Origin of the sequence: Providencia rettgeri, assembly GCF_001874625.1 — a bacterium.
GTDB lineage: Bacteria > Pseudomonadota > Gammaproteobacteria > Enterobacterales > Enterobacteriaceae > Providencia > Providencia huashanensis.
Genome location: NZ_CP017671.1, coordinates 2,903,067 through 2,926,068, shown reverse-complemented (window position 1 = coordinate 2,926,068; position 23,002 = coordinate 2,903,067). Strand labels below are relative to the sequence as shown.

At 41.2% G+C, this 23,002-nt stretch carries 20 protein-coding genes; 17 read left to right on the top strand and 3 right to left on the bottom strand.

The features are described from left to right. Positions 1 to 86: 86 nt before the first annotated feature. From RB151_RS13445 to RB151_RS13390, 12 genes are all read left to right on the top strand, one after another. Positions 87 to 890, top strand: coding sequence for an AraC family transcriptional regulator (locus RB151_RS13445; RefSeq protein WP_042844491.1), 804 nt, complete (start codon positions 87 to 89; stop codon positions 888 to 890). A gap of 96 nt (positions 891 to 986) precedes the next feature. Next, on the top strand, positions 987 to 2,117 hold the full coding sequence (gene pdxB, locus RB151_RS13440) for a 4-phosphoerythronate dehydrogenase PdxB (protein WP_042844489.1): 1,131 nt from the start codon (positions 987 to 989) through the stop codon (positions 2,115 to 2,117). 72 nt (positions 2,118 to 2,189) lie between these two features. Continuing rightward, positions 2,190 to 3,200, top strand: a complete 1,011-nt coding sequence (locus tag RB151_RS13435; protein ID WP_042844487.1) for an aspartate-semialdehyde dehydrogenase — start codon at positions 2,190 to 2,192, stop codon at positions 3,198 to 3,200. Further along, positions 3,200 to 4,015 (top strand): tRNA pseudouridine(38-40) synthase TruA, encoded by an 816-nt coding sequence (gene truA / locus RB151_RS13430; protein ID WP_042844485.1) that lies wholly within the window; start codon positions 3,200 to 3,202, stop codon positions 4,013 to 4,015. Before RB151_RS13435 ends, truA begins: the two co-directional genes overlap by 1 nt. Before the next feature lie 66 nt (positions 4,016 to 4,081). After that, positions 4,082 to 4,768, top strand: coding sequence for a DedA family protein (locus tag RB151_RS13425; protein WP_042845356.1), 687 nt, complete (start codon positions 4,082 to 4,084; stop codon positions 4,766 to 4,768). Between the two features lie 103 nt (positions 4,769 to 4,871). Further along, positions 4,872 to 5,852, top strand: coding sequence for an acetyl-CoA carboxylase, carboxyltransferase subunit beta (accD, locus tag RB151_RS13420; protein ID WP_042844483.1), 981 nt, complete (start codon positions 4,872 to 4,874; stop codon positions 5,850 to 5,852). Continuing rightward, a complete protein-coding gene (folC, locus tag RB151_RS13415; RefSeq protein WP_042844482.1) occupies positions 5,842 to 7,131 on the top strand; it encodes a bifunctional tetrahydrofolate synthase/dihydrofolate synthase in 1,290 nt (429 codons plus the stop codon). Before accD ends, folC begins: the two co-directional genes overlap by 11 nt. 5 nt (positions 7,132 to 7,136) lie before the next feature. Beyond that, positions 7,137 to 7,787, top strand: coding sequence for a cell division protein DedD (gene dedD / locus RB151_RS13410; protein WP_042844480.1), 651 nt, complete (start codon positions 7,137 to 7,139; stop codon positions 7,785 to 7,787). Positions 7,788 to 7,967: 180 nt separating this feature from the next. Beyond that, positions 7,968 to 8,471: a colicin V production protein gene (gene cvpA / locus RB151_RS13405; protein WP_042844479.1), complete on the top strand. Its 504-nt coding sequence runs from the start codon at positions 7,968 to 7,970 to the stop codon at positions 8,469 to 8,471. 14 nt (positions 8,472 to 8,485) lie between these two features. Beyond that, positions 8,486 to 10,003 (top strand): amidophosphoribosyltransferase, encoded by a 1,518-nt coding sequence (purF, locus tag RB151_RS13400; RefSeq protein ID WP_042844478.1) that lies wholly within the window; start codon positions 8,486 to 8,488, stop codon positions 10,001 to 10,003. Between the two features lie 643 nt (positions 10,004 to 10,646). Next, positions 10,647 to 11,471: a YwqG family protein gene (locus RB151_RS13395; protein ID WP_048607526.1), complete on the top strand. Its 825-nt coding sequence runs from the start codon at positions 10,647 to 10,649 to the stop codon at positions 11,469 to 11,471. Positions 11,472 to 11,625: 154 nt separating this feature from the next. Further along, positions 11,626 to 12,198 carry a UbiX family flavin prenyltransferase gene (locus RB151_RS13390; protein ID WP_042844474.1) on the top strand — a complete coding sequence of 191 codons (573 nt, stop codon included), beginning with the start codon at positions 11,626 to 11,628 and terminating at the stop codon, positions 12,196 to 12,198. A gap of 137 nt (positions 12,199 to 12,335) precedes the next feature. On the opposite strand, the gene RB151_RS13385 is transcribed toward RB151_RS13390, so the two are convergent. After that, on the bottom strand, positions 12,336 to 13,244 hold the full coding sequence (locus RB151_RS13385) for a TIGR01777 family oxidoreductase (RefSeq protein ID WP_048607523.1): 909 nt from the start codon (positions 13,242 to 13,244) through the stop codon (positions 12,336 to 12,338). Positions 13,245 to 13,566: 322 nt separating this feature from the next. Between RB151_RS13385 and yfcD the strand changes: the two genes are divergently transcribed. The 5 genes from yfcD to RB151_RS13360 all read left to right on the top strand — a co-directional run bounded on the left by yfcD (position 13,567) and on the right by RB151_RS13360 (position 18,844). Beyond that, positions 13,567 to 14,112: an NUDIX hydrolase YfcD gene (gene yfcD, locus RB151_RS13380; protein WP_042844471.1), complete on the top strand. Its 546-nt coding sequence runs from the start codon at positions 13,567 to 13,569 to the stop codon at positions 14,110 to 14,112. Between the two features lie 237 nt (positions 14,113 to 14,349). Beyond that, on the top strand, positions 14,350 to 15,585 hold the full coding sequence (locus tag RB151_RS13375) for a M24 family metallopeptidase (protein ID WP_042844467.1): 1,236 nt from the start codon (positions 14,350 to 14,352) through the stop codon (positions 15,583 to 15,585). Between the two features lie 19 nt (positions 15,586 to 15,604). After that, on the top strand, positions 15,605 to 15,802 hold the full coding sequence (locus RB151_RS13370) for a DUF3311 domain-containing protein (RefSeq protein ID WP_048607520.1): 198 nt from the start codon (positions 15,605 to 15,607) through the stop codon (positions 15,800 to 15,802). Next, positions 15,799 to 17,244, top strand: coding sequence for a sodium:solute symporter family protein (locus RB151_RS13365; protein ID WP_071548191.1), 1,446 nt, complete (start codon positions 15,799 to 15,801; stop codon positions 17,242 to 17,244). Before RB151_RS13370 ends, RB151_RS13365 begins: the two co-directional genes overlap by 4 nt. Before the next feature lie 241 nt (positions 17,245 to 17,485). Then, positions 17,486 to 18,844, top strand: coding sequence for a hypothetical protein (locus RB151_RS13360; RefSeq protein WP_071548190.1), 1,359 nt, complete (start codon positions 17,486 to 17,488; stop codon positions 18,842 to 18,844). 221 nt (positions 18,845 to 19,065) lie between these two features. Here RB151_RS13360 and pta read toward each other — a convergent pair whose 3' ends face one another. Then, positions 19,066 to 21,210 (bottom strand): phosphate acetyltransferase, encoded by a 2,145-nt coding sequence (pta, locus tag RB151_RS13355; RefSeq protein ID WP_048607517.1) that lies wholly within the window; start codon positions 21,208 to 21,210, stop codon positions 19,066 to 19,068. A gap of 72 nt (positions 21,211 to 21,282) precedes the next feature. Next, complete coding sequence (gene ackA / locus RB151_RS13350) at positions 21,283 to 22,485, bottom strand: acetate kinase (protein WP_042844458.1); 1,203 nt, start codon at positions 22,483 to 22,485, stop codon at positions 21,283 to 21,285. Between the last annotated feature and the right edge of the window lie 517 nt (positions 22,486 to 23,002).

Genomic DNA, 23,002 nt, shown 5'->3' with positions numbered 1-23,002 from the left:
TATCGAATGCGCAGTAGTATACATCTGTCTGGTTTTTTATATATACTGATATTCAGACAATCGATAACGCTTTTCAGACAGGTATCATGGAAACTTCAAAATCAGATATTTGGCAAGTCAGTGAATGCAATATTATTGAGCCTGAACTTATTGCTTTTCGCCACGAGCAAACCGCCGCGCTGACGGAGTACAAATCCCATTCACACCCATTTGGGCAAATGTTATATGTGGTTTGCGGTATTATGGAAATGGAAGTTGCGGGTAAGCACTATTTAGCGCCACCTGAGTTTTGTATTTGGATACCTGCAAATATTTCCCATGCTAGCTTTAATAAAGAAAGTGTCAAATTTCGTATTATTGATTTCTCACATCAATACAATCAAATATTAGCTCAACGGCCGTGCGTGATTAAATTAAGTCCTATATTTCAATCCATCATGAGCGATATGTATCAAAGAGGCATTGTACAACCAGAAACTGAACAAGATCTACGGTTAGCTCATGTACTCATTGACCAGTTTTCATTATCACCTTGCCAAGATACTTATTTGCCTAACACTAAAGACAAGTTTTTAGCGCCAATCTTACTGGAATTGCAAAATGACCCTGCGGATAATACGACCTTGGCTGGGTGGGCAAAACGTTTTTATACCTCAGAGCGTACATTGTCACGACGCTGCCAACAGGAACTCGGTATGTCATTTAGTGAATGGCGTCAGCGCTTGCGCTATCTTCATGCGGTAGCGGGTCTTGAATGTGGTAAAAGTGTACACGAAGTGGCACTTGATGTTGGATATAGCTCTGCGTCGGCATTTATTGCGATGTTCCAACAAATTTCAGGGGTAACCCCCGACCGTTTTCGAGCGAAAGAGTTTGTGACAGAAGATTAGTTTACATTGGAACGTTAACTCTCATAGGCATCTGGGGCAAAGCGTGGCAAAATATTGCGATGCAAAGCCGTATCGTCAATAGATTGGGACAAAACAGTGAAAATTTTAGTTGATGAAAACATGCCTTATGCTCAGGCATTATTTAGTGAACTGGGCGAAGTTAAAGCTGTACCGGGGCGTCCAATACCCGAACACGAATTAATAAACGCGGACGCATTAATGGTACGGTCGATCACCAAGGTGAATGAATCTCTATTGAAAAATACGCCGGTTAAATTCGTTGGAACGGCAACAGCAGGTTTTGACCATGTAGATACTGCATGGTTGGCAACGGCAAATATCGGTTTTTCTTCTGCACCCGGTTGTAATGCTATTGCGGTAGTGGAGTACGTTATTTCATCGTTATTATTCCTTGCGGAACGTGATAACTTTGATTTACGTGATAAAACAGTAGGGGTCATTGGTGTAGGGAATGTCGGTGGGCGTTTAGCTGAGCGGTTAAACGCTTGGGGCGTAAAAACCTTATTATGTGATCCTCCACGTGCCGCTATGGGCCAACAAGAAGATTTTGTGTCTTTTGAAACCGTATTAGCGCAGGCGGATGTGTTAACTTTCCATACGCCATTGAATCTTTCAGGGGAATATCAAACTTTTCATTTAATGAACCAAACCCACTTAGAAAACCTACGTGATGGCACCATTTTAATTAATGCTAGCCGGGGTGAGGTGGTTGATAACCAAGCATTATTAAAAACATTGCAACAGGGGAAACCGTTGAGTGTGGTACTGGATGTTTGGGAACCGGAACCTGATTTGTCTACTGAGCTATTAGCTTTGGTCGATATTGGTACACCGCATATAGCAGGTTACACCCTAGAAGGTAAAGCAAGGGGAACGACGCAAGTTTATGAAGCTTACTGTCAATTTATCGGTAAATCCGTGCAAATTTCCCTTTCATCATTGTTGCCAAAACCAGATATTAGCGAGTTAACCTTCAATGGTAAATTAACGCAAAGCCAACTCAAAAGATTAGCCCATCTTGTGTATGATGTACGCCGTGACGATGCCAAGCTGCGCAAGGTAGCAGGTATTAAAGGGGAATTTGATAAGCTGCGTAAAAACTACCAAGAACGTCGCGAATGGTCATCACTCAATGTGGCTTGTGATAACGCCGATGTTGTCGCGCAGCTTAATGCATTAGGGTTCAGTGCTTATTTAGCAAATTAATTGGTATAATTTTTTATCATTAAACGATCTCATTAATGGGGTCGTTTAGTTTTTATTACTAGAGGAATAGCCATGACTGAAGGTTGGAATATTGCAGTATTAGGCGCAACTGGGGCTGTAGGTGAGGCCATTATCTCACTGCTAGAAGAAAGGGAGTTTCCAGTTGGCGAACTGTATTTACTAGCCAGTGAGCGTAGTGCGGGGGAGAGCGTACGTTTTAGTGGCAAAAGTATTCAAGTTGAAGAGGTGAATGGTTTTGATTGGTCGCAAGCGCAAATTGCTTTTTTTGCGGCTAATGAAGCGGTTAGCATGCAATATGCAGAATTAGCGGCACAGGAAGGTTGTATTGTTATTGATACAAGTGGCGTATTTGCTCAAGAACCTGATGTGCCATTAGTGGTACCAAATGTGAATCCTCAAGTTTTAGCTGATTACCGCAATCGTAATATTATTTCTTTGGCAGATAGCTCCGTGAGTCAATTAGTCACAGCGATTAAACCGCTGGTGGACGCAGCAGGCTTAGGGCGAATTACCTTAACGAATATGTTATCCATGTCGAGTTATGGTAAAGCAGCCGTCGATGAACTTGCAGGGCAAAGTGCACGTTTATTAAATGGTATTCCTGCGGAAGAAGGGCGTTTTAGTAAGCAACTTGCTTTCAATATGTTGCCTTTATTGTCAGACATGGAGGGGAGTGTTGTTCAAGAACGCCGTCTTGTTGAACAAGTGCGCAAAGTACTCCAAGATGAAGGTTTACCTGTTGCTGTTAGTTTTATTCAGTCGCCTGTTTTTTATGGAAATGCTCAAGTTGTCTACTTGGAAACGTTACGCCCTTTGAGTGCAGAAGAAGCGAATGAAGAACTTGAACGTTTTGCGGATATTCAGGTCTCAGAAGAAGGGGATTATCCAACTCAGGTAACGGATGCTTCTGGTAATGACCAACTAAGTGTCGGCTGCGTTCGTAATGATTATGGCGTTCCTGAAATATTACAGTTTTGGTCGGTGGCGGATAATGTGCGCTTCGGTGGGGCACTGATGGCAGTAGAAACCGCTGAAAAATTAGCTCAGGAGCTATTCTACTGATGTCAGAACCAACAAAGTTGTATCGGGTTGCGTTAGGGGTCGAATACAACGGTAGTCGCTATTTTGGTTGGCAACGCCAACAAGAAGTGAAAAGTGTGCAAGGGTGCTTAGAAATCGCCTTGTCAAAGATTGCCGCAGAGCCGATCAACGTATTTTGCGCGGGTCGTACGGATGCAGGTGTTCATGCCACTGGGCAGGTGGTGCATTTTGAAACCTCAGCCAATCGCAAAGAAGCGGCTTGGACTATGGGGGCAAATACACATTTGCCTGCGGATATTGCAGTTCGTTGGTGTAAACCTGTGAATGATGAGTTTCATGCACGGTTTAGTGCCACCGCTCGCCGCTACCGTTATGTGATTTTCAATCATCGCTATCGGCCTGCAATTTTATCTAATGGTGTAACTCATTTTCACTACCCATTAGATGAAAAAAGAATGCATCAAGCGGCTCAGTCACTTTTAGGTGAGCGTGATTTTACCTCATTCAGAGCAGTCCAGTGCCAATCAAAGTCTCCATGGCGTAATGTAATGCACGTGAATGTGAGTCGCCATGGTCATTATGTGGTGGTGGATATTAAAGCCAATGCCTTTGTTCACCACATGGTTAGGAATATTGTTGGTAGTCTGTTGGAGATAGGGTGTGGCAATCAAGGTGTTGATTGGATACAACATCTTCTTGAGCTAAAAGATCGCACCAAAGCAGCGGCAACGGCAAAAGCTGAAGGCTTGTATTTGGTGAGCGTCGATTACCCTGAACAATTTGCATTGCCGCAGAATGTTATGGGGCCTCTTTTTCTTGCAGATGAACTGATATAAAGCAAAATTTTTATTTGTCCCATCATTGTTGGGAATGGCATGGACGCTATCATTAATGAGGATTATATGGAATTCATCACTTTTATTATCGACTTTATTTTACACATAGATGTGCATCTTGCTGAACTCGTTAGAGACTACGGTACATGGGTATACGGGATCTTATTCCTGATCCTTTTTTGTGAAACAGGTCTAGTGGTCACACCATTTTTACCTGGGGATTCGTTATTATTTGTTGCGGGTGCAATTTCAGCATTAGACAGCAATGATTTAAATGTTCACTTAATGGTCGCATTAATGATTACTGCTGCGATTATTGGTGATGCAGTGAATTACACCATTGGACGTGTTTTTGGCGAAAGGTTATTTAAAAACCCGGACTCAAAAATTTTTCGTCGCGTATATTTAGAAAAAACCCATGAATTTTATGAAAAACATGGTGGTAAAGCGATTATACTGGCTCGTTTCGTGCCGATAGTAAGAACATTTGCGCCTTTCGTTGCAGGAATGGGGAAAATGTCTTATCGTCATTTTGCCTTTTATAATGTCGCAGGTGCATTTATATGGGTATTATTATTTACCTATGCAGGTTATTTATTCGGTGATTTACCGATTGTACAAAAGAATTTGAAATTATTGATAGTCGCGATTATCTTTGTTTCAATTTTGCCGGGTGTGGTTGAAATTATTCGCCATCGCCGTAAGGCCGCGAAAGAAAAGCGTGCTACAGCGCAAAAAATCGATAACCGTTAAGCGGTTTAAAAAGTTTTTATCTACAGTGAGATATCATTGTGGTTTAATGGCAAAAAATACCTACTGGTGATAACCAGAGTGAATCAGACAAAAAGGTCCATTAATGAGCTGGATTGAAAAAATATTAAAGAAAGGTAACTTGACCCAATCACACAAAGCCAATATCCCAGAAGGGGTTTGGACGAAATGCGATAGCTGTGGGCAGGTGTTATACGGTGCTGAATTAGAGCGTAACTTATCAGTGTGTCCTAAATGTGACCACCATATGCGTATTCATGCACGCCAACGTTTAGAAACCTTCCTTGATGAAGACTCAACGTCCGAATTAGGTAGTGAACTTGAGCCAAAAGACCTCCTCAAGTTTAAAGACTCAAAAAAATATAAAGACCGACTTTCAGCCGCACAGAAAGAAACGGGCGAAAAAGATGCCATTATTGTCATGAAAGGGACCCTAAAAGGGATGCCGGTTGTCGCTGCGGCATTTGAATTCGCCTTTATGGGTGGTTCAATGGCATCGGTTGTTGGTGCTCGTTTTGTCCGCGCAGTGGAACAGGCTTTGGAAGATAACTGTCCATTGGTGTGTTTTTCATCAAGTGGTGGCGCTCGTATGCAAGAAGCGTTGTTATCATTGATGCAAATGGCAAAAACCAGTGCAGCGTTGGCAAAAATGCAAGAACGCGGCTTACCGTATATTTCAGTACTAACTGACCCAACTATGGGTGGCGTTTCTGCTAGTCTTGCAATGTTAGGGGATATTAATGTTGCTGAGCCTAAAGCCCTGATTGGTTTTGCCGGCCCGCGTGTTATTGAACAAACGGTACGTGAAAAACTGCCACAAGGTTTTCAACGCAGTGAGTTTTTACTCGAAAAAGGCGCTATCGATATGATAGTCCGCCGCCCTGAAATGCGTGACCGCTTGGCTGAAGTCTTGGCAATGTTAACGAATAAGCCTAGTTTTACTGAGGCGCCAATTATTGTTGCAGAAAATGTAGAAGTTGACATTGATATTACTGATGAGACTGATGGCTTTGAGGTAGACGTACAAGAAAAGGAACCTGCAAAGCATAAAAAAGATGATGAGTAATTTAATCATTCCTAATGCCAAGTCTCCATTGGAGACTTGGCTTTCTTACCTCACCGACTTACATAGCCAAAATATTGATATGGGGTTGGAACGAGTCGGTCAAGTCGCTAGGCAAATGAACCTCACACAGCCTGCACCTCGAGTTATCACTGTCACTGGAACTAACGGTAAAGGGACAACGTGCCATACGTTAGAGTCTATTCTGATGGCATCAGGGCTCAAGGTTGGGGTCTATAGCTCACCACATCTTGTTCGTTATACAGAGCGTGTGCGTATTCAAGGCCAAGAACTTGCAGAGTCAGAGTTTTGCGCAGCGTTTGCGACCATTGAATCACAACGTGAAAACATTTCGCTTACCTACTTTGAATACGGTACCTTGGCTGCATTACAGTTATTTAAGCAAGCTGAACTGGATGTGGTTATTTTAGAAGTGGGGCTAGGCGGCCGCTTGGATGCAACAAATGTTGTGGATGCCGATATTGCAGCGATCACCAGCATTGCGTTAGATCATACAGACTGGCTTGGGGCTGATAGAGAACATATTGGCTATGAAAAAGCGGGTATTTTCCGTTCTGGTCACTATGGTGTAGTCGGTGAACCTGATATGCCTGCGTCTATTGCTCAAGTGGCGGATAAACTAGGTACGGTGCTTTTTCGTCGTGGTACGGATTGGCAATATAGTGAACAAGCGGGAAGTTGGTCATGGAAAAGTGCTCAACATGAGTGGCATAATTTACCATTACCGAATGTCCCATTAGCGAATGCAGCAACCGCGCTTGGTGTTATTAGCTGCTTATTATTGATTGATGTTGATATCGCCCAAAAAGTTACAGAAAGCGCAATTCATCAAGGGTTAAAATCGGCTCAATTGCCAGGGCGTTTTCAGGTTATCGGTGAAAAACCATTGATGATTTTAGACGTGGCACATAACCCGCATGCTGCAGGCTATTTAGTCAGTAAATTAGCCGAACTTCCTGTTATGGAAGGGCGTCATATTCGTGCGGTTGTCGGTATGTTAGGTGACAAAGATATTAAAGGCACTCTTGATTGCCTGTCACAGCAAGTTACTGATTGGTATATTGCGCCATTAACTGAATTTAGAGGGGCTGATGTCGCTACGCTTAGCCAACATTTAGCGCAAGCGAATGAATTTGATTCCGTAGAAAAAGCATGGCAACAAGCTTGTCTCGATGCAAAAGAGCAAGATGTGGTTGTTGTGTGTGGGTCATTTCATACTGTCGCCCATGTTATGATGTTATTAGAAAACCAAAAAGGATAGTGCCGGTGGCTAGTAAATTTCAGAATCGTCTTGCTGGCGCCATTGTTCTTGTTGCTGTAGGGGTTATCGTTCTCCCTGCACTGCTTGATGGCGATAAGAAATATAATGAAAATGAATTTGCGGCCATTCCTATTATCCCTAAACCGGGTGATGAAGAAGATATTGAAGCGATAGCGCCTATCGCCAGTACGACATCAACAGCTTCTTCTGAAGGGGCTTCTGAAGCGATGCTGTCAGAAGCGATAACACAGCAGCAAAATGAACAAGTTGAAGCGGCAACATCGGCTGAAAATAATCCACCTGCTGTTGTTGAGCCAGTAAAACCAATCAAGCCAGAAGTTAAACCAGAGCCTAAGCCACAACCGAAAGTTGAACCAAAACCGGAGCCTAAACCCGAAGTGAAACCAGCTCCGCAAGGTAAAGCGTTTGTTGTGCAAGTTATTGCCTTAAACAATGCAGCTAAGGTAGAAGAAATTGTGGCAAAACTCAGGTTGTCTGGTTACCAAGTGTATACGGTTCCCGCTAAGCCAGTGAATAATAAACTCACACGTATTTACGTGGGGCCAGAAGCCTCTAGGCAAAGGCTAGAGGCCGCGTTACCAGAGCTAAATTCGATTACAGGGACTAAAGGGATAATTCAAACCTATAAACCTTAAAATTAAAGATCCAATAATCCCTAAAAGGTAAGGGGATTTAGTAACTTACTGCGGCGATTATGATTTTTTCTTTTCGCCGCTATTTTTTTAAATTTGATAGAAAAATGGTTACGCAAACGTTTTCGTTTTCTGTTAGAATGCACTTCGCTGATGTCGTGAGTGCGAATTTTGGAATGGAATATGGTCTGGATAGATTACGCAATTATCGCCATTATTGGCTTCTCGGCACTGGTTAGCTTGATCCGTGGTTTTGTACGTGAGGCATTATCACTAGTGACGTGGGGTTGTGCTTTTTTTGTTGCAAGTACCTTTTATCCTTATTTAGCCAGCTACTTTACGCGCTTTGAGGATATACTTGTTAGAAATGGCATTGCTATCGCTGCATTATTTATTGCCACCCTTATTGTGGGGGCAGTAGTGAACTATGTGATTAGCTCATTAGTACAAAAAACGGGGTTATCAGGCACAGATCGGGTTCTGGGGATCTGCTTCGGTGCGCTGCGTGGTGTGTTAATTGTTTCGGCCTTATTGTTTTTTCTCGATACATTTACACCACTTCCTCAAAGTGAGGATTGGCAGCGTTCGGAACTTATTCCGCAGTTCAGTCATATCATCAGGTGGTTTTTTGACTACCTGCAAAATGCGTCAAGTTTCCTACCGGAGAATATTTCTCCGTCTGGCTGATGAGGAAAGACTAAATGTGCGGTATTGTCGGTATCGCCGGTGTAACACCGGTAAACCAATCGATTTATGATGCTTTAACGGTGTTACAACACCGTGGGCAAGATGCAGCAGGTATTGCCACTATTGATGGCAAAAATAATATTCGTTTACGCAAAGCGAATGGTCTGGTTAAGGATGTGTTTGAAACACGTCACATGCTCAGGTTACAAGGCTGTATGGGGTTAGGGCATGTTCGTTACCCAACTGCGGGGAGTTCAAGTGCTTCTGAAGCTCAACCTTTCTACGTAAACTCACCTTTTGGTATCACCCTTGCTCATAATGGTAATCTGACAAATGCTCATGAACTCACTCGGAGTTTATTTGAAACAGCACGCCGCCATGTCAATACCACATCGGATTCTGAAATATTACTCAACGTATTAGCTTATGAGCTAGATAGGTTTGACCATTTCCCTCTTGAGCCAGATAACGTGTTTAGTGCTGTCTCAGCGATGCACAAAAAACTACGCGGCGCCTATGCTTGTGTGGCACTTATTATTGGCCATGGGATGTTAGCATTCCGTGACCCTCATGGTATTCGTCCCCTAGTATTAGGGCGTCGGGTCACAGAGAAGGGTGAGCACGAATATATGGTGGCTTCTGAAAGTGTCGCACTTGATACACTAGGTTTTGAGTTTTTACGGGATGTCGCCCCCGGTGAAGCGGTCTATGTCACTGAGAAAGGCCAATTATTTACCCGTCAATGCGCAGAAAACCCACAATTGACGCCATGTATTTTTGAATACGTTTATTTTGCTCGCCAAGATTCCTTTATCGATAAAGTCTCGGTCTACAATGCAAGGTTGCGCATGGGGCAAAAACTTGGCGCTAAAATTGCCCGTGAATGGGAAGATTTACACATCGATGTTGTGATCCCTATTCCTGAGACTTCGTGTGATATTGCTCTGGAAATAGCACATATCCTTGATAAACCGTATCGCCAAGGGTTTGTAAAAAACCGTTATGTGGGTCGGACGTTTATCATGCCTGGTCAACAAGAGCGTCGCAAATCAGTCCGTCGTAAGCTCAATGCGAACCGAGCAGAGTTCCGTGACAAAAATGTCTTATTGATTGATGACTCAATAGTGCGTGGCACCACATCTGAGCAAATCGTTGAATTAGCGCGTGAAGCGGGAGCAAAAAATGTTTACTTTGCTTCAGCGGCACCGGAAGTGCGTTTTCCGAATGTCTATGGCATTGATATGCCAAATGCTAATGAGCTAATTGCTCATGGTAGGGAAGTGGATGAAATTCGTAAATTAATTGGTGCAGATGGGTTAATTTTCCAAGATTTAGCTGATTTGGTGGATGCGGTTCGTGAGGAAAATCCAGAAATTAATGAGTTCGAATGTTCTGTGTTTGATGGTATTTACGTCACTAAGGATATCGACCAAAGTTATTTAGATTATCTGGAAAACTTACGTAAAGATGACGAGCTAAAATTGAAAGATAAGAGTGAGGTTGAAGACCTCGAAATTTATAACGAAGGCTAAATTTTCGTCATAGTTTCGGTTACAGCGTTGTTGGCTTCATTCAGCTACCCAAGTCACATACTTTTGTAGGCTCCTTGGGATAGCTTCATTTGCCGCCTAGCTGTAACCAAAACTATTTAGAAAATTAATCGTGATTCTATTTTTATCATTATTTAATTTTCTAACGTTGTTAGCTTCATTCAGTTACCCAAGTCACATACTTTTGTAGGCTCCTTGGGATAGCTTCATTTGCCGCCTAGCTGTAACCGAAACTATTTAGAAAATTAATCGTGATTCTATTTTTATCATTATTTAATTTTCTAACGTTGTTAGCTTCATTCAGTTACCCAAGTTACCTACTTTTGTAGGCTCCTTGGGATAGCTTCATTTGCCGCCTAGCTGTAACCGAAACTATTTAGAAAATTAATCGTGATGCTATTTTTATCATTATTTAATTTTCTAACGTTGTTGACTTCATTCAGTTACCCAAGTTACCTACTTTTGTAGGCTCCTTGGGATAGCTTCATTTGCCGCCTAGCTGTAACCGAAACTATTTAGAAAATTATAACGTTAAATGAAGGCGTAAGTTACAGTTATATCTGATTTAAAATGCGCAAAATTCGAGTAAACTAGAGGGACATTAACTGCCTATCTGGAGCTATATATGGCTGATTTCAACTCCCTTCCTGATGTGATTAAACCTTTCGTAGATAAAATCAAAGCCACTAAAAAATCCCTTGTTGAAATGACCTTAACCCCCGTTGAAGAGTATGTGTGGTGGGAAAGCCGTGTGGGCGGAATGCCTTATTTGCCGCTTGGTGAAAAATACCCAACAAATAGTGAAGGGACACCACTAAAACTGCTTGCGCAAATTAACTTTGCACAAATGCCTAAGTTAGAAAATTACCCAGAAAAAGGGCTGTTACAGTTTTTTATTGGTGGAGATGATTTGTATGGGGCTGATTTTGAAGATAAGCAAAAACAAGAGGATTTTAGAGTTATCTATTGGGAAAATATTATTGAAGATATTAGCCAGTTAACACAAGATTTTTCCTCAGTAATTGCCGCACATACTGATGACTATTACACGCCCATCGACCATCAATATAGTATTGAATACACACCTGCAGAACAATACATTAGTATCGATGATTTCCAGTTCGGGCAGAAAATCCTTGGGGTTGATAACCTCTATGATTATGAAGAACAGTTTGAAGGTGAAGACTTCTATGATGAATGGGTTGAACCTTACAGTGATTCATTTGAATCGGGTGCGCACTGTATTGGAGGCTACCCATTTTTTACTCAATCTGACCCAAGAGAATATGAAGAAAATATCCAGCAATACGAACTATTACTGCAAATAAATACGGATTATGAAATCGGTATTATGTGGGGGGATATGGGCGTCGGTAATTTCTTTATTCACCCAGATGACTTGAAAAAAAGAGATTTTAGTCGAGTAGTGTATAACTGGGACTGTGGCTGATCACCAAAATCCTTAATATCCTATAGGCTTTTGTCGTGTTGGCAGCGCTTTTCTAACCAAGTTGTATATTCTTGGGATGCCTTCATTTGCCGCCAAGCGACAACTGGAAGCCTTTGGTATATAATCGCAAAAAAATCGCGAATTGGGCTGCTAAATGAAAAAACTGATCATCGGGTTAACTGGGGCAAGTGGTGCTATTTATGGCATTAGGCTGCTTGAAGTATTAAAACCTGTCAAAGGGATAGAAACCCATTTGGTGATGAGTGCAGCCGCACGGCAAACATTGGCGTTAGAAACCAAGTTTAGCGTAAAAGAAGTACAACAATTAGCTGACCATTATTATGATAGCCGTGATATTGCAGCGGCAATTTCATCAGGTTCTTTTCGTACTGAAGGGATGGTCATAATGCCTTGCACAATGAAAACCCTTTCTGGGATTGTGCACAGCTATACTGATACTTTGGTGACCCGAGCTGCGGATGTTGTACTCAAAGAAGGGAAAAAACTCGTCCTAGGGGTACGGGAAACGCCATTACATGTCGGCCACCTGCGTTTAATGGTGCAAGCGGCTGAAATGGGAGCCGTGATCATGCCCCCCATGCCTGCATTTTACCATCAGCCTGAAACTATTTTAGATATTGTTGACCAAACCGTTAACCGCGTTATCGACCAGTTTGATATTACCCTTGAACACGATTTATTTCATCGTTGGCAAGGAGCTAAATAATTTAGTACGGTAGTTATGCTTGGTTATTAAGTATTCTTGAGCCAAACATAACACTAGAGTCAGTATTAAGGTTAAAATTTTCCATCGAAATAGGTAAAAACCATTTCGTCTAGAGATATGAGTAGCGTTAAGAAGGGTTACCTTTCTTTGGAAACCAATAAGTCTTCTAATGCAATTTTTAATTCGATAAATTCGAACTGAAATCCCGCTTCTTCTAAACGTTTAGGTATGGCTTGCTGCCCACCTAATACTAAAGCCGCGGATTCGCCTAAAATAGTTTTGATCACAAAAGCTGGCGTGCGGACAAAAGAAGGGCGGTTAAGTACATCCCCTAAAACAGCAGTGAATTGGTCATTATGCACAGGATAAGGTGCAGTCATATTGAAAGGGCCTGAAAGTGTTGGAGTAGTCAGCAAAAAGTAAATCGCATTGACCATATCGTTGATATGTATCCATGGCATGTATTGTTTGCCGTGACCGATTGGGCCACCAGCCCCCATTTTGAAAATGGGCAGAATTTTACCTAGAACCCCACCATTGGGGGATAATACGAGGCCTGTACGTAATAAACACACGCGTGTTTTGTCGGACGCGGCATTTTCAGCAAGGGCTTCCCAATGTTGCGCGAGTTGATGGGTAAATTCGTCGTGGGGTTGTTCATCTTCTGTGACGACAGATTGGCCTTGATCGCCATAGTAACCCACGGCTGAGCCCGATAAAAAGACGCAAGGCGGTGTTTCACTAGCAGCAATCAGTTCAGCGAGTCGCTGGGTGATTTTCCAACGGCTATCACAAAGGCGTTTTTTCTGCTCATCAGTCCAGCGTTTTTCAGCAATAGGTTCGCCAGCTAAGTTAATGACGGCATCAAAGTCATTGAGATGATTGACGTCATTTAACGTTGTCCAACATTCAACAGCCTTACAAAAATGGCTATACACTTTTTGTGGCGAACGGCTCAATACTGTGACCTGATGACCAAGGGAAATGAGTTTTTGGACAAGAGGCGTACCAATGAGCCCCGTACCACCAGTGATGAGTATATTCATTTTTTGCACCCCTTAAAGCCTCGCCAATGATGAATGTTTACATTATCAATTTTATCGCTGTAATTCAGTGATTGTATGGTTTTTATTTTCTAACTATAGCATTTATAAACTAAGTTTGTGTATTCCGGCGACACGAATGTAAAAATATTGTTACCAATACACATCTTCTCGTCCGATGATCTTTTTTGTGATAGCAACTCAATGCAAATTCAGCTAGGATCGAAAACCGAATGTTAGTTAAAGCATATCTTGTATTGCCTTTTATTGCGGCAATCAATCTATGGCATAAGCTGTTTCAGGCAATTTTGAAAAGGTTTACAGGATGGAACAACAAACCGAAGTCGTTGAGTGGGTAGATATTGTTGATGAAGATAATATCGTGATTGCTCAGGCAACCCGTAGCCAAATGCGAGCTGAGAACTTACGCCACCGTGCAACTTACATTGTGGTGCATGATGGCATGGGGAAAATATTGGTGCAACGACGTACTGAAATTAAAGATTTTCACCCTGGTTTTTTAGATGCAACGGCGGGTGGCGTTGTTACACAAGGTGAGAATATTCTTGATTCTGCTAAACGTGAAGCCGAAGAAGAGCTGGGTATAGCAGGCGTGCCTTTTGCCGAGCATGGCCATTTTTATTTTGAAGATGAGCACTGCCGTGTATGGGGTGGGTTATTCAGTTGTGTGAGCCATGGCCCTTTTGCATTGCAAGAATCAGAAGTGGCTGAAGTGAGTTGGTTAACGGCTAAAGAAATCAGTGCCCGTTGTGATGAATTTACCCCTGATTCTTTAAAAGCACTTTCTTTATGGTTAACTCGTAATAACGAGTCTGAAAAAGCCATTACTTGTGCTGAAAACTCTCAATAAATAAGTTTTAAATTTTAAAAGGGCTATTTTATTTAGCTCTTTTAATTATTTCTATCATATTCAAATCGTTAGCAAGGTATATTTCTGACTAGTATATAATTATTAGTTATATAAAACTTGCACGTTACACGATGTATTCATTTCAACTCTAGATATAATATGATTGAGCTTCGCATTTATCGCTTGCGATATTATGTAATTGCTTGATGTATAAAATAACGCTTCGAGAGAATAAAAATGACAATTCATAAAGCAGACCTCCTTTTGAAACACCAACACCTTGAGAATGTAACAAACAAAGCACGTGAAATTATGGAGCGTGAAGGTATTGAAGCTTTAATTGCAACGGTAGGGGATAATTTTTATCACTTAACCGGTTTTGCCAGCTTCTTTATGTATACCTTTAGGCAGACTGGCTCTGCAATTGCTGTTATTTTTCGTGACCCTTCAATTGAATCTTTGGTGATCATGAATGAATTTGAAGCCGCAAATTTATCGCTTCAAATGCCAAATGCTAAAATTAAAACATTCCCAATATGGGTCGATGTTGACGATCCTTATAATCCTGATAACGGTAAAGTGGTAAAAGCACGGCCGATAAATAGCCCGATAGAAACCATTTTTACGCTCTTAAAAGAGGCGTTATCTGAAGCTGATGTTTATGGTAAACCGGTTGCGATTGAACTAAACCAAATAACCCATATGGGAAAAACATGGTTAGATAAAGTTATCCCAAGCTTAAACTTAGTAGATTCATCCGCTTTATTTAATGAGTTGCGGATGATTAAAAGTGAGTGGGAAATTGCTCACCTAAGAAAATCTGCACAAATTACAGAGGCGGGGATCGCAGCAGCAAGCCAATTAATTAAAGTGGGATGCACCTCTGCGCAATTGACTGCGGCATTTAAAGCTAAAGTGATGGAATATCCAGAGACTAATTATAGTCGTTTTCACCTTATTTCAGTTGGCAGCGATTTCTCCCCGAAAATGTTACCCGATGACGTGCCAGCCAAAGAGGGTGATCTCATTAAATTTGATTGCGGGGTAGATGTTGCAGGCTATGGTGCTGACATAGCACGCACATTTGTCGTCGGTAAGCCGGATGAAAAAGTGAGCCGTATTTATCAAACTATTTTAAAAGGTCATCAATATATGCTAAGTCGCATAGCACCCGGCGTGGCATTAAGTGACGTTTTTAATGAGACGATGGCACTAATCCGTTCTTCAGGGTTACCGTATTATAACCGTGGGCACCTAGGTCATGGTGATGGGGTATTCGTTGGGTTAGAAGAAGCCCCTTTTGTGAGTGCAGCAACGACAGAAGTCTTTCGTGCTGGCATGGTAATGAGTTTAGAAACACCATATTACGGGATTGGTGTTGGCGGTATTATGATTGAGGATATGCTGCTAATTACTGAAGATGGTGTTGAGATGTTAAGCCATTTGCCTCGCGAATTGGTTTCATTAGGGTAAATGGAATAAGGAATTTTCTATGAAATGGTACCATTATTTAGTGATTTTCCCGATCCTAGCATTAACGGTGGGCATTTATTATGCTAACCAAGTAGAACCTTTTGTGATGGGGCTACCCTTTTTAATGTTTTGGATTGTTGTATGGGTGATTATTACCGCCTTAGTGATGTTACTGATAAATGTATTAGATAATAAAAATACTAAGGAAACATCATGAGCTCTGCGTTAATTATTATTACCATTTTTTTCCTTTTTAGTATCTATCTTGCTATTCGGGCTAAAAAAGGGAAAACGATGGATCACGAAGGTTGGTCTGTCGGTGGGCGTAGTTATGGCGCTCTATTGGTTTTTTTACTGAGTGCAGGGGAAATCTACACAACATTTACTTTCCTTGGTGGGAGTGGTTGGGCATATGGCAAAGGCCCTGCTATTTTATACACATTATCCGTCAATGCATTTATGGGGATCTTTTTATATTGGGTACACCCGAGAGTTTGGCGTTTTGCAAAAGATAATGATGTTAGGACAATTTCTGAATTATTTGCTAAAAAATACCAAAGTGCAGGCTTAGGGCTACTGATTAGCTTAATTTCTATTGCTGCAATGGTGCCTTTATTCGTTTTACAACTTAAAGGATTAGGCATTATAGTTTCTCAAGCATCTTATGGTGCTATCCCCGCAGATATGGCGATTTGGATTGGTATTATTGCTGTCACCTTATTTGTAATGATTTCAGGTATTCATGGCTCAGCTTGGACATCGGCACTTAAAGATTTAATGATCTTAATTGTGGTTGTGTTTATTGGTATTTATATTCCATTACATTACTACGGTAGTTTTGGTGAGATGTTTAAAGCCATTGATACTGCAATGCCAAGCTTCTTAACTTTCTCAGATACAGGGCTCAATATTCCTTGGTATATTTCGACTGTATTTCTGTCAGTGGTTGCTTATTTTTGCTGGCCTCATTATATGGCGGCGGTATTTACTGCAAAAGATGAAAAATCTCTGAAGCGAAATAGTATTTTAATTCCAGCGTACAGTTTGATTATGTTATTTGCTTTTTTTGTGGGTTACGCATCAATTCTACAAATTCCGCATCTTGAAGGAGCCGCTGTAGATTTATCCCTGTTTGAAATATCGAAAGAAACGTTTTCACCTGTTGTCGTTGGGTTTATTGGCGCAGCAGGGATGTTGACCGCTTTAGTGCCGGGCTCAATGTTGTTACTCACAACGTCTAACATGCTTGCAGGTGTGGTGCAAAAAGCACTAGGGGTGAGTGAGGAAAAACAACAATCAGGGATGTATGCACGTTTTATGGTGCCATTTGTTGCATTAGTGAGTCTGTATTTTATATTCCACAGTAATGACACGCTGGTCGCAATCATGCTATTAGGGGTTAATATTGTGGCACAGTTCTTCCCTGCGCTGCTGATGAGCTTTAAACAACATAATCCAATGACCCCTGCGGGTGCAATTTGTGGGATTATGGCAGGGGTATTATTCCTTGCAGTGACGTATATTGAAAAAATTTCGTTAGCTCAATTGTTCCCATGGTTAGGGGAAGGCTTAAGCTATATGAATATTGGTATTGCTGCATTTATTCTGAATATTATTATTGCGTGTGCTGTGTCGGTATTTACGCGTAAAAAATTATAATTATTTTCATTGCTACAATTAAATGCCAGTTAAATAATTAACTGGCATTTAACATCTAAATTATTAATTGAGTTTTAATTTAAGTTTGGCATCAGTTTTAAACCTATTTTAAATAATGGTGCGATATTAAATTTGATGGTTTTATTTTGTTGTATAAACAAGGCTTAGCTTTATTATTAATTATGTCATCTGACAGTTTCTTATTTCCTTAATAGTAAACATTAATATAGAAGATATAATTATGCCAAATAATAAATCAGTTGAGTTATTAAAGAATCAGAAAGGAAAAGATAAGTGCCCACCTAATAAGCTAGCTTTATACACTAATATTAATTATAACAATTCAGAACTTGGCGATATTCTTCTTATCTCTCCCAACATTCAACTTGATCAACAAGAGTTAGCATCGTATGGGTTTGATGTTGGTCATCATGATGGGGTTTCTTGTGTTGTTAATAATATGGGTCAGTCAGCCACTCTCGTTGCTGGGCTTAATCTTGATGGGGAAATACTCAAAGTCCTTGCGATGACATCAATCCCTTCTCTTGTTGATTACGGTTGGAATGATGCGACCCGCTCAGTGGTTTCTGCTCCCGTTGAACTAGTGGAGCTTGTGATATCATCTCAAAATCCAGCTGAATTAAAATTAGGCCAACAAGAGCACTTTGAATTTAAAATAGAAAATAAAAGCGGTGTCGATGTCCCTGATGTAACGTTGGATATTACGTCTAAGAATAGTGGTGTAGTTGAAATTATTTCCTATCCTAATACGGTTAATCTCCCTGCAGGAGCCATAACGACAGTTGAGGTATTAGTCGATGGAAAGGGGCTGGGTAATACTGAGTTAAGCGTACGAATTAATACGCCAATCGGTTTTATTAATCAAAACAATAATACTTATAGTGTGACAGCAAAAGTGAATGGCGTTGTGAATTTAACACTGATGGTTGATAGGCAAGTTACTTTACTGAGGGGGATCACAAAGCGCATACCATTAAAGATCACTAATAAAAGTGAAATACCAGTTAATGGTGCTGTCATTGAAGCTGAATCAGAGAATGAATTACTTATGATAGTGAGTGACATTGACCCGATAGTCAATATTGATGCAAATGATTCGACAGTGATTGATATCCCACTCAATACAAGTGCATCACGAGTGGGAAGCACAAGGTTAATTTGCAGTATAACGCCTCCTGCCGGCTATGAAAATGAAGGCGACCATAATGTTAGTTCTAATATCATAGTCACTGCAGAAAAAGATTTAGAGGTCTTACAGAAATATCAGGCAAGTTGGGCTGGGGAAGGTGGTTATCTTTATAGTTATATGCTGACATTAATATCAGAAAATACACGGGTCACTTTATGGGAGTTATCCTTCCAATTACCTCCTGGAGCGAAAGTCTCCGAAAATTGGTATGAAAGCCAGAAAAATTGGTTAAATAAGAGGGAGTCTGGTGGGAATGTGATACTGAGTAATACTAGTGGGCATACAATTGACCCTGGTGTTGAACTCCCATTACAAATTCAGTTAGTTTATCCTAACCAAGCTGAAGCCTATGAATATATCTACAGCCTTCATCTTCGACAAATCAGATAAGGTGTTTCTCATTCAGTTGATACATGAGTATTGAGTGAGGGAATTTTCATTTGGTTGCTGTTTGTTATCTTGGTGAAAAACGGAATGTGTTGCACACATGTCATTATCAAGAATATATTTGCAAGCCGTATTGCGCTGCTATTAGAGATTAAATTTTTTTATAAAAAAGCCAGTCAGTTGAAAGTAACCTGACTGGCTTTTTAACATCAATTATTTATTGATTAGGCATTTTCGTTTTGTACTGCTTGGATAGCAGTTAACGCAACGGTATAAACGATGTCATCAACTAATGCACCACGAGACAAGTCATTGACTGGTTTACGCATACCTTGCAGCATTGGACCAATAGAGACTAAGTCAGCAGAACGTTGTACGGCTTTATACGTGGTATTACCGGTATTTAAGTCTGGGAAGATAAATACGGTCGCTTTACCTGCAACTGGTGAATTAGGCGCTTTGGATTTAGCAACATCAGCCATTACTGCGGCATCGTACTGCAATGGGCCATCAATCATCAAGTCTGGACGTTTTTCTTGTGCTAAACGTGTTGCTTCACGTACTTTCTCAACATCACTACCAGCACCTGAATCACCTGTAGAGTAAGAAATCATCGCAACGCGTGGGTCAATACCGAACGCTTTTGCAGAATCAGCAGATTGAATAGCGATTTCTGATAATTGCTCTGCAGTTGGGTCTGGGTTGATAGCACAGTCACCATAAACAAATACTTGTTCAGGTAATAGCATAAAGAAGACGGAAGAAACTAATGAACTGCCCGGTGCTGTTTTAATTAATTGCAGCGGTGGACGGATAGTGTTGGCAGTGGTATGGACCGCGCCTGAAACGAGGCCATCAACTTCACCTTTTTCAAGCATCAGTGTCCCTAGGACGACATTATCTTCGAGTTGTTCACGAGCAACAACTTCAGTCATACCCTTGTTCTTACGTAGCTCAACCAAACGAGCGACATATTCTTCACGTACTTTGACAGGGTCAACAATTTCAATTCCTGTACCTAACTCAATACCCTGCGCTGCAGCAACACGACGAATATCATCAGGGTTACCTAATAAAATACATGTTGCGATCCCGCGCTCTGCACAGATAGAAGCCGCTTTGACTGTACGTGGCTCATCACCTTCAGGTAGAACGATTCGTTTACCTGCTTTGCGCGCTAATTCCGTTAATTGGTAGCGGAATGCAGGTGGTGATAAGCGATTAGGGCGCTCAGAATCTGCAACCAGTGATTCAATCCAATCACTGCTAATATGACGAGCAACGTAGTTTTGAATTTTTTCAATGCGTTCATGGTCATCTGCGGGAACTTCTAAGCTAAAACTTTGCAGATTCAAGGATGTTTGCCATGTGTTGCTTTTTACCATGAAAACCGGCAGACCCGTCTCAAACGCTTGTTCACACAGTTGACGGATTGGTGCATCGATATTGTAACCACCAGTGAGTAGTACAGCACCAATTTCAACACCATTCATCGCGGCAAGCGAAGCAGATACCAGTACATCAGGACGGTCTGCTGAGGTCACTAATAAAGAGCCTGGGCGGAAGTGCTCAAGCATGTGCGGGATACTGCGCGCACAGAACGTGACTGATTTAACGCGACGAGTTTTAATTTCACCTTCGTTAACAATTTCAGCGCCTAAGTGTTTTGCCATATCAATTGCACGAGTGGCAATTAAATCAAAATTCCATGGAATTGAAGCGAGCACAGGTAAATTTAATGACGCTAACTGTTTCGTATCAAGATTAGCAACAGTTGCTTTGGTGGAGTCATCAAAAATTTCAGACAAATCAGGACGCGTGCGACCTTGCTCATCAACAGGTGCATTTACCTTATTAATGATAACACCGATAATATTTTTATTACGTTGACCACCAAACTCATTACGGACAAGTTCTAAACGCTCTTGCATTTGTGTAATGTTACTATTACCAGTAGCAGTAACGAAAACAATTTCAGCACCCAATGTTTTTGCAATTTCATAGTTTAATGATTGAGCAAATGAGTGCTTACGGGTAGGAACAAGACCTTCAATAAGAATAACTTCTGCATTTTTTGTGTGCTCATGATAACGAGCAACAATTTCTTCCATTAAGACGTCTTTTTTCGACGAGGTTAGCAGCGATTCAACGTATTCCATGTTTAATGGTTCAACAATGGTAGTAATACTTGAATGCGAACGAAGTACTTCGGTAGTTTGGTCTTTATTGCCAGAGACGCGTGGCTGTGCGATAGGTTTGAAAACGCTTAATTGAACACCTTTTTGTTCCATTGAGCGAACGACACCTAGGCTAACGCTAGTTAAGCCAACGCTGGTGCCAGTAGGTATTAACATAATTGTACGGGACACGGGAACCTCTTTATTTCGGTTACTCTAATGACAAAACGATACCGCCAGCAGGTTGCTGGCGGTAGAAGTTGCTTATGCGGTTAAACGCGCAGTATCTTGGGCAATAACCAATTCTTCATTGGTTGCGATAACCAGCGCTGGGCGGCTTTGATCGGTAGTGATTAAACCTTCTTTACCGAAGCGTGCCGCTAAGTTGCGTTCGTGGTCATATTCGAAACCAAGGATTGCCAGTTTCTTCAAGGTGATTTCACGAACTTGTGCTGAGTTTTCACCAATACCACCTGTGAAGATGATAGCATCAAGGCGGCCTTCCATCAGTGCACTATATGCACCCACGTATTTCGCTAAACGATGGCAGAAAACATCCATTGCGCGAGTTGCGTCTTCTTGAGTGCCATAGTTGTCTTCAACATAACGGCAGTCGCTGGTCACGCCTGTTAAGCCAAGTAAACCTGATTCTTTAGTCAGCATTTTATTGATTTGTTCAACGCTCATACCTAAAGAATCATGTAAATGGAAAATGATTGCAGGGTCGATATCACCACTACGTGTTCCCATTACCAGACCTTCTAATGGCGTTAAGCCCATGGAGGTATCAACACATTTACCGTTAACAATCGCAGTCACAGAACCACCGTTGCCTAAGTGGCAAGTGATAACATTGAGCTCATCAACAGGCTTATTCAGTTTTTTTGCAGCTTCACGGGAAACATAGTAATGGCTTGTACCGTGCGCGCCATAACGGCGGATACTATGCTCTGAATAGAGTTCGTATGGCAATGCATACAGATAGGATTCTTGCGGCATGGTCTGGTGGAATGCGGTGTCAAAGACAGCAACATTTTTATTGACCAAGTGCGGGAATGATTTTCTTGCTTCTTCAATACCAATAAGGTGAGCAGGGTTGTGCAGTGGTGCGAATGGGATAGCCGCTTCAATACCGGCAATAACGTCATCAGTAATTAAAACCGAAGACGTGAATTTTTCACCGCCGTGAACAATACGGTGACCGATAGAAGTGATCTGCTCTGACAACTCTGGTTTTTCAGCAAGAATGGTGTTAACAATGAAATCCAATGCTTCGCTATGCGCCGCACCAGCACCTAAAGGAGCTTCCTTTTTAGCACCGTCCATTTTCCACTTAATACGAGCTTCAGGGAGGTTGAAGCACTCCGCTAAACCGGATAAAAATTCATCTCCATTAGTCGGATCGATGATGGCGAATTTCAGTGAGGAGCTACCGCAGTTTAAAACCAGTACCAGCTTACTTGACATGGAAATACCTATCGTTAATTGTTGTTGTGAAGCCTTTTGAAAAACATGAAAAGACTCAGATTAAAAATATATTGCTAGAGCCTAGCGTATTTATGACCTGAAACATCATGATTGATATCATGTTAAAGGCGAAAAAGTTAAAGATCGTGAGACCTTTAGGGGTTGATAAAGCAGGCGCTATCCTTTTTTGCAAAGGCATATAAAAGTAAACCTCTGCACCTAGTGTTGAAATAACGACCAAAAACCCCAATATATATAACTGTTGTCTATCTTCAGTTTCGAAGATGGATAAAGTTACAAAGTAACAAATGCAACAGCAATTCTAAATGTGGCAGATTCTACTAAAATTATTTTATATTTTATACGTTTTTTTTAAAAATAGAGACTTTGATTGATTAAAATCATAAGTGACGTATAAAGTGGTGTTATAGCACAGGGTTACATTGCTATTAGAATAGCTGATATTTAGTAAAGTGACTTAACTTAAGGTAAATGTAATGAAATAATTTCGTTATCT

Excerpts from the sequence above, each read along its gene's own strand:
- RB151_RS13445 (WP_042844491.1), top strand. The coding sequence starts at position 87 with ATGGAAACTTCAAAATCAGATATTTGGCAAGTCAGTGAATGCAATATT.
- RB151_RS13435 (WP_042844487.1), top strand. The coding sequence starts at position 2,190 with ATGACTGAAGGTTGGAATATTGCAGTATTAGGCGCAACTGGGGCTGTA.
- truA (WP_042844485.1), top strand. The coding sequence starts at position 3,200 with ATGTCAGAACCAACAAAGTTGTATCGGGTTGCGTTAGGGGTCGAATAC.
- RB151_RS13425 (WP_042845356.1), top strand. The coding sequence starts at position 4,082 with ATGGAATTCATCACTTTTATTATCGACTTTATTTTACACATAGATGTG.
- accD (WP_042844483.1), top strand. The coding sequence starts at position 4,872 with ATGAGCTGGATTGAAAAAATATTAAAGAAAGGTAACTTGACCCAATCA.
- folC (WP_042844482.1), top strand. The coding sequence starts at position 5,842 with ATGATGAGTAATTTAATCATTCCTAATGCCAAGTCTCCATTGGAGACT.
- cvpA (WP_042844479.1), top strand. The coding sequence starts at position 7,968 with ATGGTCTGGATAGATTACGCAATTATCGCCATTATTGGCTTCTCGGCA.
- purF (WP_042844478.1), top strand. The coding sequence starts at position 8,486 with ATGTGCGGTATTGTCGGTATCGCCGGTGTAACACCGGTAAACCAATCG.
- RB151_RS13395 (WP_048607526.1), top strand. The coding sequence starts at position 10,647 with ATGGCTGATTTCAACTCCCTTCCTGATGTGATTAAACCTTTCGTAGAT.
- RB151_RS13390 (WP_042844474.1), top strand. The coding sequence starts at position 11,626 with ATGAAAAAACTGATCATCGGGTTAACTGGGGCAAGTGGTGCTATTTAT.
- RB151_RS13385 (WP_048607523.1), bottom strand. The coding sequence starts at position 13,244 with ATGAATATACTCATCACTGGTGGTACGGGGCTCATTGGTACGCCTCTT.
- yfcD (WP_042844471.1), top strand. The coding sequence starts at position 13,567 with ATGGAACAACAAACCGAAGTCGTTGAGTGGGTAGATATTGTTGATGAA.
- RB151_RS13375 (WP_042844467.1), top strand. The coding sequence starts at position 14,350 with ATGACAATTCATAAAGCAGACCTCCTTTTGAAACACCAACACCTTGAG.
- RB151_RS13370 (WP_048607520.1), top strand. The coding sequence starts at position 15,605 with ATGAAATGGTACCATTATTTAGTGATTTTCCCGATCCTAGCATTAACG.
- RB151_RS13365 (WP_071548191.1), top strand. The coding sequence starts at position 15,799 with ATGAGCTCTGCGTTAATTATTATTACCATTTTTTTCCTTTTTAGTATC.
- RB151_RS13360 (WP_071548190.1), top strand. The coding sequence starts at position 17,486 with ATGCCAAATAATAAATCAGTTGAGTTATTAAAGAATCAGAAAGGAAAA.
- ackA (WP_042844458.1), bottom strand. The coding sequence starts at position 22,485 with ATGTCAAGTAAGCTGGTACTGGTTTTAAACTGCGGTAGCTCCTCACTG.